General features: G+C 36.5%; 14 protein-coding genes. 2 read left to right on the top strand and 12 right to left on the bottom strand.

Going from position 1 to position 19,115, the window contains the following annotated elements; translation table 11 throughout:
• The first annotated feature begins 386 nt into the window (after window positions 1-386).
• Window positions 387-1,247 (top strand): RluA family pseudouridine synthase, encoded by an 861-nt coding sequence (locus BCR22_RS11320; protein WP_069654993.1) that lies wholly within the window; start codon window positions 387-389, stop codon window positions 1,245-1,247.
• Between the two features lie 90 nt (window positions 1,248-1,337).
• On the opposite strand, the gene lepB is transcribed toward BCR22_RS11320, so the two are convergent.
• The 12 genes from lepB to BCR22_RS11260 form a co-directional block, all read right to left on the bottom strand.
• Window positions 1,338-2,099: a signal peptidase I gene (gene lepB / locus BCR22_RS11315; protein WP_069654992.1), complete on the bottom strand. Its 762-nt coding sequence runs from the start codon at window positions 2,097-2,099 to the stop codon at window positions 1,338-1,340.
• 12 nt (window positions 2,100-2,111) lie between these two features.
• Window positions 2,112-2,777 carry a hypothetical protein gene (locus tag BCR22_RS11310; protein ID WP_069654991.1) on the bottom strand — a complete coding sequence of 222 codons (666 nt, stop codon included), beginning with the start codon at window positions 2,775-2,777 and terminating at the stop codon, window positions 2,112-2,114.
• A gap of 22 nt (window positions 2,778-2,799) precedes the next feature.
• The gene (locus tag BCR22_RS11305) at window positions 2,800-3,885 is read right to left on the bottom strand and encodes a WxLIP family cell surface protein (RefSeq protein WP_069654990.1); all 1,086 of its coding nucleotides are present in this window, start codon (window positions 3,883-3,885) and stop codon (window positions 2,800-2,802) included.
• A gap of 102 nt (window positions 3,886-3,987) precedes the next feature.
• Window positions 3,988-4,794 (bottom strand): WxL domain-containing protein, encoded by an 807-nt coding sequence (locus BCR22_RS11300; protein ID WP_069654989.1) that lies wholly within the window; start codon window positions 4,792-4,794, stop codon window positions 3,988-3,990.
• Window positions 4,795-4,823: 29 nt separating this feature from the next.
• Entirely contained in the window at window positions 4,824-5,618 is a 795-nt protein-coding gene (locus BCR22_RS11295) for a WxL domain-containing protein (protein ID WP_069654988.1), read from the bottom strand.
• The gene (locus BCR22_RS11290; RefSeq protein ID WP_069654987.1) at window positions 5,615-5,977 is read right to left on the bottom strand and encodes an LPXTG cell wall anchor domain-containing protein; all 363 of its coding nucleotides are present in this window, start codon (window positions 5,975-5,977) and stop codon (window positions 5,615-5,617) included. The genes BCR22_RS11295 and BCR22_RS11290 overlap by 4 nt, the downstream gene beginning before the upstream one ends.
• Window positions 5,978-5,995: 18 nt before the next feature.
• Window positions 5,996-10,867, bottom strand: coding sequence for a pectate lyase-like adhesive domain-containing protein (locus BCR22_RS11285; RefSeq protein ID WP_069654986.1), 4,872 nt, complete (start codon window positions 10,865-10,867; stop codon window positions 5,996-5,998).
• Between the two features lie 179 nt (window positions 10,868-11,046).
• A complete protein-coding gene (locus tag BCR22_RS11280) occupies window positions 11,047-11,757 on the bottom strand; it encodes a winged helix-turn-helix transcriptional regulator (protein WP_069654985.1) in 711 nt (236 codons plus the stop codon).
• A 276-nt stretch (window positions 11,758-12,033) separates the two neighbouring features.
• Window positions 12,034-13,134, bottom strand: coding sequence for a tyrosine-type recombinase/integrase (locus BCR22_RS11275; protein WP_069654984.1), 1,101 nt, complete (start codon window positions 13,132-13,134; stop codon window positions 12,034-12,036).
• Window positions 13,135-13,792: 658 nt separating this feature from the next.
• Entirely contained in the window at window positions 13,793-15,319 is a 1,527-nt protein-coding gene (locus BCR22_RS11270; RefSeq protein ID WP_069654983.1) for a phosphohexomutase domain-containing protein, read from the bottom strand.
• A gap of 37 nt (window positions 15,320-15,356) precedes the next feature.
• Window positions 15,357-15,812: an arginine repressor gene (argR, locus tag BCR22_RS11265; protein ID WP_069654982.1), complete on the bottom strand. Its 456-nt coding sequence runs from the start codon at window positions 15,810-15,812 to the stop codon at window positions 15,357-15,359.
• A 144-nt stretch (window positions 15,813-15,956) separates the two neighbouring features.
• Entirely contained in the window at window positions 15,957-16,772 is an 816-nt protein-coding gene (locus BCR22_RS11260; protein WP_069654981.1) for a helix-turn-helix domain-containing protein, read from the bottom strand.
• A gap of 88 nt (window positions 16,773-16,860) precedes the next feature.
• Between BCR22_RS11260 and BCR22_RS11255 the strand changes: the two genes are divergently transcribed.
• Complete coding sequence (locus BCR22_RS11255; RefSeq protein ID WP_069654980.1) at window positions 16,861-19,035, top strand: alpha-galactosidase; 2,175 nt, start codon at window positions 16,861-16,863, stop codon at window positions 19,033-19,035.
• The last annotated feature ends 80 nt before the right edge of the window (window positions 19,036-19,115 follow it).

The following is a 19,115-nucleotide window of genomic DNA, read 5'->3' as shown; positions in this document are numbered from 1 at the left end:
CTAACAAAACACTTTTTCATTTTTAACTCCTTTTCCCGTCCTTCCCCAAAGGACGGGTATTTTTTTCGTCACTGCCATTGGCTTTGCCCTAGCGGATAATAAACAGTACTTGGCGAACGCAGTGAGCAACGTTTCCTTACTTGTGAATCATTACTATTTCCAGACTACACAACGTTAGACAAATCCCAAAAGAACAGCATATTTTACTGATTTGTAAGTTGTTATAACTCAAAAAAGTAACCATGGAAAACTGACGCCTTTCTATTAATTCTTTTCAAAAAAATTGATTTCTTCTTCATCAGCTGCTTTAATTCTACCTAACCACTTGAACTTATCCTTTCATTTGTTAAACTATGAGAGAACACTAATGAAAAGGTGGGACACCAATGGAATTATCCATCCAGTTACCTCAGCATTTTAAAGAACAAACCGTTCGAGAATTACTCGAACAAGAATGGCTAGTCCCTCGTAAAGTACGTCATTTTTTACGTACTCGAAAAAATGTTTCGATCAATGGCGAAACTGCTTTGTTCCATTTCCCTGTAAAAAGTGGGGATGTCATTACGTTACAGTTCGAACCAGAAGACTACCCCACACCTAAGATCCTTTTGGGCAATAATTCGAACGTTGATGTACTTTTTGAAGATGAACAGTTGATTATTTTGAATAAACCGATCGGGATGAAAACCCATCCTAATCAACCGGATGAACAGGACACGCTACTGAACCATTTAGCTGCTTACTTAGCCCCTAAAAATCAAACTCCTTATGTGGTTCATCGGTTGGATAAAGAAACAAGTGGGGCGATTTTATTTGCTAAAAATCCTTTTGTATTGCCAATTTTAGGACGGTTATTAGAAAGCAAGCAAATCTACCGACGCTATCAAGCAATTGTCTCAGGTCATTTAAACGAGTCTTTAACGATTCGAAAAAGAATTGGGCGTGATCGGCATGATCGACGAAAACGAGTGGTGGATGAGCGACGTGGGGATATCGCGGTTACTCATGTTGACATTGCTTCTTATGCGAAAAAGACAAACCAAACAACTCTTTATTGCATTTTGGAAACCGGTAGAACCCATCAAATACGCGTGCATTTAGCCAGTATTGGGTATCCTATCATTGGAGATCCTTTGTATCATCCAAAACCCAGTGGACGTTTGATGCTACACGCTTATGAGCTACATCTAATACACCCATTCAGCAAAGAGCAAATCAAAGTGATTACAGAACATAGTTTATGGTAAGGACACGTCAAAAATAGAGTAGACAGTCAACTAAAAATGTCTGTATACTCTATTTTTCGTTTTATATTGGAACAACTGCCTATACGTTGCTCAATAGGACCTCCATTTATATACCGGGAACACTCTTGCTTCAACAACACCAATAATGTCTTTTTCATCAATCATTCCATAATAACGACTATCTGTAGAATACTGTCTATTATCCCCTAGCACCAGATATTTGCCTTTAGGAATATGTTGTTGCTGCCCATTCGACAACTGATTGACTGAGAAATCTTCTGTTAACAACTGCTCTTCTTGCTTAGCGCGATACAGCGGCATTGCCAAAAAGCGTTCTACAATCGGCTGTTGATTAATCAGTAATTGATCATTTTTAAAACTTAGTTCCTCACCAGGGAGTCCAATCACTCTTCTAATGGAGCGCTCTTTACTATTAGGAACTTTAAAATAGATTAGTTTAAATCGTTTAACCTTCTTTAAACGATTTACATAGATTCGATCTCCATCACTTACTGTTGGAGTCATCCCGTATCCTTCAAACAATGGTAGCGCAAAAAAAATCTGGGAACCAAGTAAGAAAAGCCCACTCACGATAAAAGCCGTGATAATCAGTTCTTTCCAATAAAAGGGTAGAGCAGAGAAATGATTTCTTTGGTGTTTCTTTTTCAATACCTTCTTTTTTCTTCTTACAACTCGTTGACTCTTTTTTTCCCCAACTTTAACTTTTGTTTGCTTATTTAGTTTCTTCTTTTTAGTTGTGGCTATTCTCTTAGGTTTTTGTCTTGTTCGATTTCGTTCTGCTTTATCCTTTTTATTAGTAGAAAATTGGGTATGTCGTTTATCTTTTGTCATTGCCTCTATCTCTTATTTTTTATTTTTAAGAGCTGTTTCGTTCACTTTAAAATACGTGATTACCTTCTTTTGAATATTTTTTACTTTATTTAAATTCTCTACATATTCATTATACACTTCTTCGGTTCGAAGGCTTTCTACACTTTGATTATTGAGGTTCAACCCCAACTCTTTCATCTGAATATAGTAACGATTCAGGATTTGTTGTCCTTCTATCGTTAAACGACCATTTGCAGATTTAATCCCAAAACTAGCGATTTTTGCTGATAAATCTCGTAAGTTACTTCTCGTTTTTTCTATATTTGAAGTGTTTTTTACGGACTCTATTTGCTTTTCTACCTGCGATAATAGATAGTAGCCTTGTACGATATTGGCTCCATCTTGGTCTGCCAGATTTGTTTTCTGATAATAACGAGAGTACCAAGCACCTGCGAATAACATTGTCGCTAATACAACGAGGCTAATTGTAGATTGAACTTGTTTTTTCTTTTGGCTTCTTAATCGATTTCGTTCTCTCTTTATTTTTTTATTTCTCTGTTTATTCTTGCTTCTTTTCCCATTTAGTTGCTTTTCCTTTTTGTTGGTTACTATGGAGAATGACAGAAAGAGTAAGGCAAACATACTGAAGAGGATAGCGCCTGATAATAGTCCTATAAAAAACCAATCTAGTAAAAGCATTTATCTATCCTCCTCAATCAGTCTAAATAGTTCTTTTTTTTTTTGACTGTTTTCTTTTCCCTTTTTTCTTTTTACTTGGTTTATTGCTTAGCTTTTTCACAACAAAGAAAATAGCGACGATTGACAGAAATACTCCGCTAACGATTAGAATGATCATGACCCAGTTGATCCCATTTTCTTGCAGTAAAGATACATCTTCTTGGTTAAACTTATCCGCTTCTTCATCTGTAATTGTAAATGGCTCTTCCCATGACCATTTCTCCCCATCTGCTGTGACAACCACTCGAGCGCGATAATCACCTGCCACCATCTTTTCTCCATTCAGTGAAACGGGAAAATCAATCATTGAATTAGGGGCCATCCTCATTCTGCTCTGTTTTGTATCATAAACAACTTCATCAGAGGATTTTCTCATGATTTGTACGTCAATGGTCATTTCATCTATAAAAGCTGATTCTACATTAGAAAAATTAATAAAAATAGCATTCCGATAGTTCTTAAGCTCTGGATATACTTTGTTAAATTTCAAATTAGGTTTGATTTGTTTATCGGTCTCCGTTAAAAGCATTCCCACAACATATGCGTATTTATTGATGACCATTCCTTTTTCACTTTTTTGAGCTTCTTCCGATTCTTTTTCTTGGATTTCAATGCCTCCAGAAATCACGCCGTCAAATGTAGCTTCTGGCATTTTAATTTCCATAGTGTAATCAAGAGTCCCTTTAGCGGGGATTGTAACAGTATCTGGACCTTTTACAATATCACTGAACTCATATTTAAGGGACTTATCTTTTGCCAGAGAAGAAGAGCCATATTCAAGCACCCCATTACTATTTGTTTTTGTACTATTTAGTCGAACTTCCATTACAAGTTCTTTGTTACTACTGTTACTCATTTGCATGATTACGGTTTGTTTTTGCCCTGGTTTCATACGTAAATCAAAATAACCTACATCGTTATGTTGATTTTCTGGATAGATTGCTTTATATGTAAAACCACCCTCTGATGCATTTTTATCTTTTTGTGCTGTTGCTTGAACGGGCATAGTAACATACCCAAACATTATGTATATAAGAGCGATCAACCATTTGATTTTCTGTTTTTTCATTCGATTTATTTACCTTCCTTAAAAGAATGACAGGTTCACTAGCTCGATTGAGCTAGTGTATCCTGTCCATTTTCTTTTTTGCTAATTTAAGTTATGTTTCGTTTAACGTGCTGATGCAATAGTCCAAGTGACTACAGCTTTATATTCACTTTTTGTTGATAGTTTGTTATTTGCTGCTGGAATAGATAATTTCACTGATTTATCTGCCGTTCCATTTTCCCCCACTGTACCGAATGTTAAATCGAATTTACCAAAACCTTTACTATCATCTTTTTGTTCAATAAAAGTCGTTGGTGTGCCATCCGTTAATAATTCTCTTGTTGGTGCAACAATCGCAGAGGGATTAAGTTGCGTCGCTGCATCACCAGTCGTACCTAATTCAATATTAGAAAATGTTAAACTCGCTCCAGTCAAAACTGATTGTGCTTCGTTTGTAAATGGTGTTGTTACTTTAGCAGATACTGTGTGTGTATTGGGAAGATCATCCGCACGTGTATCTTTAAATGTTACAAAGTTAGGCATTTCAATAAGGTTATCTCTATTACTTCTCACTGCCTCAGGTAGTTCAAGAGGATTATCTTCATTCACTTTTGCTACTGCTTTAGCTGTTTGTGCATAGTATTCCCAACCACCATTTGATGCAGCAGTAATACTGTGTTCACCGAATTTAAGGGATGAAATAGCAATAATTTTTAATGGTCCTGCATCAGGATTTGGTGTCGGTTCTTCAATTTCAGGGCCATCTGTTCCTGGTGGTGTAACAATATCTTCCCCGTCATCTTCTTTAAATTTAATTGTTGCATCTCCTGTATGTGACTCTGGTGCAGCATTTACGACGGTTGGCAAAGCTAGCCCTAATCCAACTACTGATAATAAAGCAGTTCCACATAATTTTTGTGTCAATTTCATTTTTGTATCCTCCTACTATTGTGTTTTATTTATGGCAACTCAGATAAAATCCAAGTTATCACCGTTTGGTAGTTTCCAGGCTCTTTTTTTGTTTTTCCTGGCACGTTTAATGATACAGCTGTATTTTCAAATATTGGCTTATTACCGAAATCTGGATCAAGAAGCGGATTGCCTTTTTCATCTAAACGAGGGATAAGGGTATCCTTTTGATTTTGATCATTATCTATGGAAGCGCCAAAAATAATCGACCAACTTCCACTTCCTTTACCGATTTCTGCATTTGCCAAATTATATGTTTCTCCGATGCTGTCTAAGTGAATCACTTCTTTAGACACCAATGGAACCTGATCTTTGCTTGTGGTAGAATTTGCCCATGATTTATCTAATGATATAACGGCCCCTTTTAGTTCCTTCTCGGTGGCAGTATTCTTGAATTGTGTTTCTTGTCGAAGTTGTAATTGCCAACCACTCTTTTGTTCACGATAATCTGATAGTTGGATAAAATTTCCGCGAACCCCTGTGTCATCCTTAAATAATTGAGCATTAGCATAATAGCTTTGGTCGTTATCAGAAATAGCATTCGTCCAAAAATTTAGTTGTGGAACAAAATCAAATCTTAGCGCACCATCTGTAGTTGGACTCGGTCCGGGATTGGCTAATTGTTCTGGATGTTCTGGATCGTAGGTAGCTTTGGGGTACTTTCCACTAAACCCGATACTGCCTTCTCCTTCAGACTGAAAAGCATCTGCAAAAGTCGCATTAGGCTGAATTAGCAACATAAACAGCGTAAGTGTAACAGAACAAATCAATGTTTCCTTCTTCATAACCTTTTGCTCCTTTTCCTTTTCTCCTTTTTACGTTTATAGAAAAAGAAAATTAGAATAAGGACCACTAGGATGCTTCCGCTGATGAATAGACTTTTTTTCACTAATTCCCCTGTTTCAGGTAATTTTCCCGTTGGCTTTTCAGCTTTTAATTCATAAGAAGTACTTTGGCTTGGTTGAGAGTCAGAGGTCGAGCTTGATTTGGTTGATGACTCTGTACTTTCTTCATAAAAACCTACACCCGCTTTGGACTGAACTCTTCCACCTTCTTCTGCCCCATAAACTAGAATCGTATCCATCACGAATCCCATACAAACAAACGAGGTCAGAAGCAAATAGAAAATTCTCTTTTTTTTCATTTTTTTCGCCTCCATTGTTTAATAGGTTTCTTCTACACGCCAAGTTAGGTTCGCTTGATAGTCACCGATTTGTTTTACCATGCCTGGAAGTACTTCTAGACGTAATCCTTGTTTAGCTGGTCCCCAAGTCTCTGAGCTAACATTGTATTTTCCTGAGCTGCTATGTTTATGCGTCAAAATTTCCTGAGCGTCAGTGGTTAATGTTTTTTCATCTGTTGCTGTTTTATACTTTAATGCTTCCGCTAATACGTGATGTGTTTCAACGATTTCTAGCTCCTGACTTAATTTTACCGTCAGCTTCCAATTCGTTAAGGTTGCACGGTTATCCCAAATGACCAGCGGCTCATCATATTCAGGATTTTCTTCAACCGTTTTTCTCCATGATATATTGTGAGTACCAAAGTTTATTACTTTAGGACCAGAATCAATCGATAATGTTCCTTTAAATTTGTACTGTACAACACTTCCGCCATCTTTGATGATCACCTCAGTAACATTAGCTGGCTCTTTATCCAAAACATATTTCTTAGCCGCAATAGCAGCTAACGTGTCTTTTACGTTCTTATCACTTGTCAAATCAACTGAATCGCCAATATTCCCTGTGATTACGACAGGATCGATGTCCGCGATTGGCAGTCCTTTTTCGTCTATGAATTCCACTTTTACGGTATCCAAACTTTTTGAAATAGTAACAGTGAGCGTTCCTTGTACTTTAGACTTTCCATTCCCATAAGTGAGTGTCACTTCATAATCACCATTCACTGGCACTTGTCCAGAAGGTGACGGTTCTGGTAAGGACCCTGTTGCAAGAACGATCTCTTCCCCATTCAATTCAGTTACTGTCGTGTCACTTATTTCAAAAAGTTGCAGTTGTCCTTTATCACGAATCATAGCTAAAATACCTTTGGGTGTTTTAGGATAATCAATAGCTGCAATAGAAAAATTCTTTCTTTCAATGATATATTTTTCACCGATAATAGACTGTTTATCTTTCACATAAATCGGCACCTTAACATCGGTCATATTTCCAGCTTCATCCGTTAGTGTGACGTAAAAACTATTAGGCCCAACACTAGAAACAATCTTCGCAATATCTTGATTTTCTTTTAAAGTAATGTCTATCTCTTCTTTGGCCGTAACGTTATCTGACCAATCCGTTAAGAACTTCATATAATCAGCCGCATTAAGAATAGCTGCAGTATCCTCTTTGTCGATTAATGTAAACTTCCCAGTTCCCTTTGGTTTTGTTTTATCATTAAACGTTACGTAAATCGTTACTGATTTTTTTTCACCATTTGAGTTGACTGTCAATACGAGTGGATAGGACGTCTCTTCTTTATTGCCTACATCTTTCGTGTTCACTGTAAACTTACTGGTATCCTTGGTGATATCGGCAATAGTCTGTTTGTTCACTTCTATTGCTTTGATTTTCCCTTGTGTAATAACAAACTCTCGTAACCTCTCTACTGTTGTCGAATTTGTTTGCCAGTCTGAATGATCTACTCTAAAATCTTTTCCTTTGATGCTATTTGCCCCGCCAGGTCCATCAAATACAAAGATTGGCACTTTTACTGGTTCACTATCATTTCCCGCTTCATCTGTTAAGATTAAATAAAACTCGTTATCCCCTTCTTTGGCGACTAATGCATCAAAATCAGTGTTTTCTGCAAAACGAATCGCTAGCTTATCTTGAGCTGTAACGTCATCTTGCCAAGTTTCTAAAAACTTAGACAAATTAGCTTCCTCTCGAATAAATGCTGCATCTCCCATTGGAACAATGGTCAGCTTCCCTGTTCCACTTGGAGGTGTATCATCCGTTAGTGTGACAGTGAGTACTTTAATCAGATCTTTGCCTAAGCCAGACACTGCACTTGACACTTTCAACGTTACATTATATGCGCCACCCGTTGTACTAGGTGTCATACCACCCAAATCTGAAATTTCGATTTTGTCTTTCAATGAAGCTATCGTTCCATCCATAATTTGATACGCATTTGCTTCACTTTCTTGAATAATATACTTTTTTAATTGATCCAGTTTCATCCCATTGATTATGGCGGCACTAACTTGAATATCTTTCGCTTCAATATTGGCCAACTTGCCATGGACAATCAATTTAGACACGATGGTTGCTTTGTTCCCAGCATCATCAAATAGATCCACTCGTACAGTATATTCCCCTGGTGTTTGCATCCACTCCTCTACTTGCGCTTGAGGTGTCTCATCATTAAAGACATATTTGAATTTTTGTGGTTCAGGATTCGTATCACTCGGATTACCAACAAATTTGCTGGCATCAGCTGTTTTTTCTCCCATTGCAATATGATAATCCACTGACTCTCCAGTAGGTGCTGTAGCATCTAGTACTTTTTCTATAGCAAACGCATCCTTACCATCTAGCCAAGCATACGCTTTGATTTTTTGACCTGCTTTTAGTTCCACATTATCTGGTAACTTATAAGTAAACCTTCCATTTCCATCTGCTATAGTGTGAAATTTCCTTGTATCTCCGTCTATAGGTGAATCAACAGTAGGCGGTGTCAACAAAACATCTTTACTTGGATCATTTTCATCTGACACGATATAAAATTGAATAGCAGCGAAGTTATTGACAGCTCCTGTTAACTGTTCGCCGTCTATAAGTTTTTTGTTGTCACATGGTATATCTAGTCCTACGACAACATCTGGAATGAACTGGTATAAGACTCTTGAAAAATTTTCAGTTCTATATTCATTTAAAAAGTTCTTTTGCGTATCATTTATCACACTATTCGCAACAACACTAGATGTTCTCGTTCCGTTATAGCCTACCTTAACCCCATACATGGGTGTCCAATTATAAGTAGGATCCTGTAAATACGCATCCCGTTTAGTCCAAGCAGAAACTTCTTGAATATCCGCCAAAAATATACCTGGATTCGTCATTTTAACAATATCAACATTGGTGTTCCCTCTTGAATCTAAATCAATTCGTTTCGCATTAGCAAATCGGAATATTGTATTACTCCCAAAATCTAGCATACTACGCTTACCTGATCCGTTAGTGATCACAGATTCAAATACTGCTTTATTACCAACAAAAAAACTAGAACTGTTTCCTGCATATATTTGAGAATCGGTAGAATTCCTTTCATCTATTGAAGCAAAATGAGCTGTGCCTTCATCCTTCACCTCAAATTGTGCGCCACTGGAAAGTTGTAAACTTCGACCTGTTCCCTTGATCTTATTTAAGACTAACTGCCCTTTCGACCCTACATTAAGTTTGGAGTTAGCCCCCATATCTATAACTGGGGCTCCCGTGGTCATATTTTGTGCATTGACCGTCATTACAGCGCCATTTGCTATATTAATGACAGAATTTTGCTGTAACATAATGGCTGCTCTAGCAGCTGTAGTTGAAATTGGCCCGTTAGCGTTGACATTGAACTTTCCGCCTTCGCCTACTGAAATAGAAGTAACCCATTGTGATGTATTCGCTTGATATCCTAATCGAACAGGTACACGGGTTGTTCCGTTAGCTGTCTCTACATTCAATGCGGCATTTTTACCAACGACTATTTTCCCATTACGTTGAATACTAATAGCAGACTGAATCGTTCCACCAGAAGTTTGCCAAGAATTTGATTCCCCACCATTTCCTAGTGTTCGAATCGTTGCAATAGCATTTTCCTCAAGTACGGCTGAAGGTTGAACGGATTGTGCCCAGTTTGTATTAGAATACCAACTTCCTAAGATGATTCCGTCTCCATTTTCCACTTCAATCGTTGTGTCTGTATCTTTTCCAAAAACCAAGGTATGCGATTCCAGTCCAGACTGATTCGTATTAGCTATCGAACGTCGAGTACCATTATACGAGACATAACTTGTCGCCACAGATCTTATAACATTTTTCTCTTCAAACCTTAAAATTGCTTGAAAAGAAGCTGTTAGCTGCGATCCTGTATAATGAACATTTCGATAAGTGATTCCTGATCCAGGACCATTTTCCTCCCACATTGTAATCGGACCAAAGTAATGTCCACCATACAAATTTACGTTATCCACAACGGCCTTATGAACAGCAGTTGTCGACGTAGGCCATCTATATGAATCGCCAATAAAATCTAACGAATGTCCATTTCCTAATAAAACATAATTAGAGCGGGTATTTCCGATATTGATGTCATTTCGACTTCCTCGAGTATTTGTCATTGAGTTTTGGACATCAATAATCGTGATGGATGAATTTTTCAACGCGGCATCTAATTCTGCCCATGTTTTTGGTTTTGCAACTTTACCAACATACACGATGACTTCTGTCGAAAGATCTTCTTCAGTTCCAGCAAGAGCCGCAGGAACTTTGAGTGTGACACGAAATTCTTTTAGAGCGTTCGAAGATAGCGATTCTAATCCTTCTAAGTTATCTATTTGAATCTGGTCAGTCACATCAGAAATAGCCCCACCAGATAATCCGTAGGCTATGGCACCACTATCTTTAATGATCGTCTGTTTCAATTTCTCAACATCACTACCAACAGACTTGATATCAATTACGTTTTTCGCAATATTTTTTGCTACAATGCCGGTAGCATTTGATTTTAAACTAATTTCTTTTCTATTCGTTTGATCTGGTAGCTTTCGCTCTATATTAGAATTGAATACTTCCGCTGTCGATGGGTCGAGTTGTTGGACCGATTCGCTAGAGGTAGAGCTTTCTTTTGTTTCTGACGTATTAGAAGTCAACTCTTTTCCAGCACTCGTTTCACTTTGACTCACTGAAGAATCTACAGTATTCGACTCTTCTTGGGCTTTTAGGTGTGTCGAGCTGAAAAATTGAAAACTTAGTATAGAAATCACACATACTCCTGTCACTTTTAAAAAGGTCTTTCTTCCCTTTTTATTCTTTTTCAATGTTCTTCCTCCTTTCTTCTTATCTTGCGTGTTCCTACATTTAGAAGCACTATATTTCAAATTTCTATCTATATTTTAGAAACAAGAAAACGGATTGATCATTTTATTTCCTATTTTCAACTGGTTGTATTGATGGACGAAGCTAAAAATAATACAGTCACTTTGTGCGCTTGTTTCAATTACGTCATCAACATATACCCTTTTGAACGAACTGTTTTAATGTAATCATCTTCAAGCTTTCTACGTAAGTGATAAATAATATTTGTTACTCTATATTGCTTATCTTCACTCACTTTATCCCATATATTTTCATATATATCTTCGTACGTTAATACTTTACCTATATGATTACTTAATAATTCTATCGTTTTGAATTCAAGTTTTGTAAGGCTTACTTCTTGCTTTCCATTCAATAACACACTAGAATTAGAGTGAATTAATTTGAGTCTTTTCCTCTCTTGTTTGCTACCTTGTTGTAGAAAACCTGTTGAATTTTTAGCATGATACATTGATTTCTCAAGATAGCGACTTAAATTTTTTTCAATGATCAAGATCAGTTCCTCTGAATCAATTGTTTTATCAATGATACTGTCCGCACCCAGTTTCAAATAAACCATTCTAGTCGATTTATCAGTAGTATCTGACAAGATCCAAATCAACAAAGAGGTCTGTTCTCGAACTTTGATAATAGTGTCACAAATAATGCTCATTTGATTCTCTATTGAAGCTTCTTCAATAATTAGAACATCTAGTTTTTTTGTAGCATCATTTAATTTGATATTCTCATGTAAATTGAGAAAATGAATATTGTATTCTGCTACTTCTAACATATTTGCATATACACCGTTTTCTAACTCATTGTTTGATGAAATAATTCCTATATTACACATGTACGTTCTCTCCCTTATTTTCTATGTATTTTGGTCAATTTAGTTTTACACTTTTTATTGAGAGGAAAAATAAAAAATGTGACCTTCTTGTTTTCAGTTAAAACAAGAAGCGGGTACCGTTAATCGTTATTTTCCTAGATTTCTCTTTAACGTTGACGGAGATTTTGACGGCGGAGATGAACAAAAAAATGAGTCCCTAAATGAATAGGAACTCACGAAAACTGAAGGAATTAAAATAACGAATGTTATAAAAACGGGTGTATTTTCAAAAGACAATTAAATAAACGCTAATTTTTCAATCGCTGCACGTTGTTCTTCTATAAAAGAATTTGTGTATGTGTCCAACGTCAGCTTAATGGACGAATGGCCTAATAGCGAACTGATTGCCGCAATATTGACACCTAACTCTACACAGCGAGTTGCAAAAGTATGTCGAAGCGCATGAAAAGACACATTATTTAAACCAATTTTTCGTTTGATTCGTTCAAAGCGATAACTCACTGTTCTTGGTTCAACGGAATGTTCGTTGGCAGTTACCACATACTCTGAGTTTGATTGCTTTTTCCAATGTAATAGGGCTTCTTTTATCTTTTGAGATAGCGGAATTGAACGACTAGCGTTAACCGTTTTAGGAATTGTTTCAACAATTTTGGTTCGCTGACCTGCTAAGTTGGGTAAGGCAATACGCTGCTTCGTTCGCTGAACTTTTAACACGGATGAGTCAAAATCTATATCTTCCCATTTTAATGCGCAAATTTCGCCTATACGCATTCCTGTTTCTAAAGCTAGTAAGATCGGCAATCCTTGCTCTGTTTTTTTACTTTCAGCCTCTACTGCTCTTTGTTGTTCTCGTGTTAACGCTTGAACTTTTTGTTTATTTACTTTCGGTAATATGATTCGCTCACAAGGATTCATGTATATGTAGCCACGCTCTTTAGCCGCTTCAAAACAACTTTTTACGATACGAAATACAATACGAATAGAGCTAGCTGCTAACGAGTGTGCTAACCGTTTGACTAGCTTTTCTATATCTAAAGCTGTAATTTTCTTTAAAGCGCGATTTTCTAAGCTAGGTAAAACATGCACTTGAAGTTTACTACTATAACTGGCATAGGTACTTTCTTTTATATTCGGTGCCATAATCTCAGTTAACCAAAGATTTGCCCATTCACCAAATCTTCCATGAAATTCTTTGACCTCTCCAGTATAGTGAAATGGTTTCTGTGCCTTTTTATCGAGTAATTGTTCCTTCACTACTCGATACGAACGAGCATAAACATAACCATAATGGATGCTTCCATCTATTTTTCTTGCTTTAGGATAACGCCCTTCCCAGCGTCCATCTTTTCGTTTGTAAATATTCTCACCTTTAGCCAAAAAAACAAATCCTTTCTATACTTATTGACGGCGAATCTGACGGCGGTAAAAACCACCCGATTATTCTTAAATCCATTAAATTTGTTGCTAAAAAGTAAAGTATTTCTTCTTCTTTCTCATTTTTTTTAAAATTTCCTCAAAAAAAAGAAAATTCACAGTATTATTTTCTCGTCCCTACTATTGATTTCTCAATTACAAAACAATAGAATAGATACATACGTTAAATATTAAATATTTATTTTCAAGCGCTTCTTGTTTTAACTGAAAACAAGAAGGCTTTTATTTTTTATTTGTATTATAAATAAAATAACAAAAATATGCAACTTTTTTTTGGCATTTGAGTTTAAATACTTGATACATCAAACAGGCTATTTAAACAGCTTGTACAATTAATATTCAGAATTAATCAATTATTTTTTTGTTTTAAGCCCTATTTATCAACACTTATGTAAAAAAAAACAGACTTATACCCTTCAGCAAATAGTGCTTAGATGTATAAATTATTTTAAACATAAAGTAACGACATATGCAGTTTAAATAACTTGTTTTTTATCGACCGATAGATTATACATTTAATTTTTATTAAAAAAATAATTTATGAGAATAAAAAAAACAGAGTAAAAAAATTCACTCTGTTAAAAAATATTAACTTTTATATTTATTTTTTATAATTTAAGATTTGATTTAATTTATCTAAATCTATATTCGGGATTGCTTCAAAATAGTCCGCTAATTTCTCCAAAACCTTTTGATTCATTCCAGCTTGATCATTTTCGACTTGTAACACTAGTAATGGTTCATGCAAACTCAACCGTAATAAAAACCATCCGCTACCATAATCATCAGAAACAGTCACTCGCAGTCCCTCATGATTTTCTGGATCGATGGTCATACCTCTTTGCCTTTCGACAAAACCACACAACTCTCGTATTATTTGTTCCCCATACTCACGAATATTTCTTGCTAGAATTTCAAAGCGTAATTCTTGGGTTTCAGCTGGTTGTTTTAATGAGCTGATCAAATCCCCAAGTGTTTCCCCTTCTTTTTTTAATTTAGGTAACAACATCAGAATTTTAGCAATTACATACGCCCCATCATCTAAAGAATAGTTTTCTTTGAAAGCTGCGTGTCCACTTGTTTCGATTGCTAACGGTGTAGTGATCCCCTCATCATTGAGTTGAATCATTTTATTGATTACATTGCGATAACCAGAAATATAACGTACTTGTGAGCCCCCTTTTGACTCGATAAACTCTTTCAAATGACTTGAGGTTGGCGAGTTCGTTACAATGCTACTGCCTGGATATTCAGTTAAAACAATTGTTGCTAGCACCGCAATCAAATTATTTCGATTGATCACTTCACCAGAAGCATCTACTACAGCAGAGCGATCCACATCTGTGTCAAAGATCACACCTAAATCTGCTTTATTTTTCAGAACAGCCTGTTGGATGCTTGCCATCGCTTCTTTATTATCTGGATTAGGAATATGATGAGGGAACATGCCGTCGGGTTCTAAAAATTGCGAACCTGTGACATCTGCTCCAAGTTTAGCTAAAACGTTTTCTGCAAAAAAACCACCTGCGCCATTACCAGCATCTACTATAATATGAAAACCAGTGAGAGGTTTTTCTTCTATCGTATCCATCCCTTTACGAATTTTATCTGTTAAATCAACAGAATAGTCCTCTAAAATCGAGGTTTTGGTTACTGAGCCTTTCACTACAAGGGGAGGGTTGTCCGCATGTTCTAAAATATAGACAATATCCGCTTTTTCTGCTCCGCCAGATTTAGTGAACAACTTCAATCCGTTAAAATAATAAGGCAAATGGCTTGCAGTAATCATAATCGCCGCATCACACTCATATTGAGGAAATTGAGTAGCCATAAACATGGCTGGCGTTGTCGCTAAACCAAAATCTAATACTTCAACGTTTTGTTGAACAAAACTGTCTATCAACGCTTGTTTCAAACTATCTGCTGAAATTCGGCTATCATGACCGATACCGATTTTCAATTTTCCCGATTGATGTTTTTCAGCTAAATTTTTCTCATCACGAAGCCAATGAACCATTCCAACTGCAATTTTCCCGACTTGCACTGGTGTTAGGTTCGCTTTTTTGTCCTCATGATTGACCGCTATCCCTCTTATATCCGATCCATTTTGTAACGCTCTCAAATTCATGTAACCGACTCTCCCTTCATTTTTTGATTGGTTAGGTTTAATCCATCATCGCTTGAAAACGTTCAACAACAGCTACTGCGTCATCTTCCGAACGAGCAATAATAATAATTGTATCAACGCCTGCGACCGTTCCTGCAATTTCTTCATAACTGACTTCATCTAAAAAATTAGTAACAACATCTGCTGCGCCCATATCTGTGTGGACGATTACCATAAATTGAACCCGTTCCATCCGAATCACTGAATCTTTCACAGATTCTTTTAATTTTTCCTCACTACTAGATGCTTGTTGTTGAGAGAATAGGGCATACTTTACTCGACCATCTGAGCCGTGAGTTTTAACGATGCTCATTTCACGTACATCTCTTGAGACAGTAGCTTGGGTTGCTTTGACACCAGATTGTTCAAGCAGTGCAATTAGGTCATCTTGGGTTTCTATTTCATTTTCTGTGATCAGTTGTTTGATCAACCGTTGTCGGTCTGCTTTTTTCATCTTTCCACTTCCTGTTTTGGTTATTTTCTTTATTATAGCGAAAGTTTGGGGAATTTGCATTTCTTTTTGGTAAAAATTACTTTATTTAGAAAAATTATGACAATCCTCCACTACTTTTTTTCAAAAGACGCTTCCTTACAGAATTCACTTTTGATTTATTGATTCACGTGGATAATAAATTTCTTTTTGCCTTCTATACTCACTTGGCGACATTCCCATCTCCTTTTTAAATACTTTACTAAAATAATTTCCCGTTGAAAATCCAACCTTTCTTGCAACTTGGGCAATCGCTTCTTCTTCCCATAATAACGACAGAGACTGAATAATCCGTACCTGTTTTAAATAATTTATGGGTGATGATTTGTAGACTTTTTCAAACTGACGAATTAATGTATACTTGGACATCATGTATTTTTCAGATAGGAAATCTAAACTTATATCTTCAAAATAATGAGTATCAATGAATATTTTCACCGCCTGAATCTCATCCGTTTTTTGTCGAATTTGGTTTTGAATAGTTTCTTTAATATCTAAAAAAAGTGCAAATGCGATTTTAGCATTTTGTACTGCACTCAACTCACGATCTTTTAGATCAAGGACAACCCTTCTAAGTCTTTTAATCAAATCTGCTGATAATTCGATAATAGAAATGGATGTATCGAGCCATTGCGTCATTATAGCTGAAAATTCGATAAATAAAAACTGCCATTCCTCACCGAAATAGCGATAGTTCCCAGGTATTTTAGCAAAAAAGGCGTTGTTTTCTGTTAGAGAAATTCTTCTTCCTCCCATTTCTATGAACCCTTCCCCTGTTAATGTTACCTGCAAAACGATCAGCTGTTCTTTTCGAACACGAGCATCCCAATGATACGTACTACTGCCCTCACCTATACCAACTCCACGAATGATCGGCAAATGTTGCTCATCTGTATAATGGAATTGCCGAACAAAATTTCGCAATTTATTACCCTCCTTAAAATTATTTCGTCTTGTTCCGTTCTATTATACTCGATACTATATACATAACAAACGAAAAGGAATGATTGATATGACAATACATTTCGATGATTCACAAAATATTTTCCATTTAAGCAATCATAAAATAAGCTATATCATTGGCATCGAAAAAGAAAAATATCTTACCCATAGATATTTCGGTCCCTATTTAAACAACTACCATCAAGTCAACCAATTGCAGTATATCGATCGAGGTTTTGCTACGAACCCAATCAGTGAAGAACGAACATTTTCCTTAAACGCCTTACCTCTTGAAACAAGTACACAAGGGAGTTTAGATTATCGGGTAAGTAATTACCAGTTTCGAAATATAGATGGTTTTAGAATCACAGATTTTGTGTATGATCGCTTTGAAATTTTACAAGGCAAATGTCCGTTAAAAGGGTTGCCTTCATTACGTGGGGACACGCAGCAAACAGTAGAAATCTATCTTATCGATCCAATCCAATCCCTCGAAATGGTTCTTCGCTATACCATTTATGATGATCTTCCAGTCATTACACGCAGTATTGAGTATCGAAATAATGGATCACAACCTATTTATTTGGAAAACGCTGGCTCCATGTTATTAGACTTACCGCGGTCTGATTTTGATTTATTAACACTGAATGGTTCGCACACGAATGAAGCGACGATTCATCGCCAACCACTTCATCCAGGGATCCAAAAAATAAGCTCCACTAGGGGAACGAGCAGTCCACAACATCATCCATTTTTAGGACTTGCCGATCGCTATACAAATGAAGATCAAGGACAGGTTTACGGATTTCATTTCATTTATAGTGGAAATTTTGTTGCCCAAGCCGAAGTCGAACAATATGGCAGTACACGCATTCAGATAGGAATCAATCCCGAAACGTTTGAGTGGAAATTGATGCCTGAGTCTAGTTTCCAAACTCCTGAAGTCGTATTAAATTTTAGCAATCAAGGATTCAACGCCCTTTCTCAAACATTTCATAAATTGTACCAAACGTATTTAATACCTGAATATTGGCAAGAACAGGAACGACCAATTTTGCTTAATTCATGGGAAGGAAATTATTTTGATTTTACAGAAGAGGACCTAATTAGCCAAGCAAAACAAGCACGCGATTTAGGGATTGAGTTGTTTGTTTTAGATGATGGATGGTTTGGGCAACGTGAAGATGATACCTCTTCCTTAGGGGATTGGGTTGTCAATAAAACTAAACTGCCCAATGGGATTGAACATTTTGCAGATATTCTACATCAACAGAAGATGAAATTTGGTTTGTGGTTTGAACCAGAAATGATTTCTGTGAAAAGTCGCTTATTCGAAGCACATCCTGAATGGAGTTTACAAGTACCTGCGTATCCTCAAACCCAAGGAAGGCAGCAGCTTGTCTTAAATTTAAGCTTACCACAAGTCCAAGAGTACCTTATACAGGTATTAAGCAATTATCTTTCTTCGAATAAAATTGATTATATAAAATGGGATATGAATCGACACTTAACTGAAGTTGGCAGCTTTATTTTACCAGATGATCAACAAAAAGAAGTCAGTCATCGGTATATTTTAGGGCTGTATCATATTTTATCCGAAGTAACAAAACAATTTCCACATGTATTATTTGAAAATTGCTCGAGCGGCGGTGGACGGTTCGATCCTGGAATGGTCGCTTATATGCCTCAAACCTGGGCAAGTGACAATACCGATGCATTATGTCGAACAAAAATCCAGTACGGATACAGCTATCTTTATCCACCTATCATGATGGGCGCGCATGTTTCAGATACTCCAAACCATCAAGTAGGCCGAAATACACCATTAGAAAGCCGCTTTCTAATTGCAATGAGTGGAAATTTTGGTTACGAACTAGCAATAGAAAAGCAGTCTCCACAAGCACTAGCAGAAATAAAAGACCAAATTAGCTTTTATAAAAAACATCGAAGATTATTGCAATTTGGACAATTCTACCGAATCAAAGAAATTGATTCAACGTATGCTACTGCATGGTTATTTAAAAATGAAACAGAGGCTTTACTTGTTTATTCCAATGGTCTTTCCCAGCCCGCTCAACCTGTTCAATACTTAAAAACAAACTATTTAGACGAATCTGCACACTATACAGACACGGAAACAGGAAACATATACAGCGGTAGTGAATTAAATCATGCCGGAATACTGGTTCCAAGAATAAAAGGCGATTTCCAATGCTTCTATAAATATTGGACGGTTCTTGATTAATTAGCTAACGAATCTCTATACTCATTTTCAGAATCAAAACAGCCCAGAAAAATCAGGGACTCTCTACAAAAATCGTTTTT

It is taken from the genome of Enterococcus plantarum (genome assembly GCF_001730295.1).
Classification (GTDB): domain Bacteria; phylum Bacillota; class Bacilli; order Lactobacillales; family Enterococcaceae; genus Enterococcus_L; species Enterococcus_L plantarum.
The sequence above is the reverse complement of the archived record's forward strand: the minus strand, read 5'-3'. Positions and strand labels throughout refer to the sequence as shown.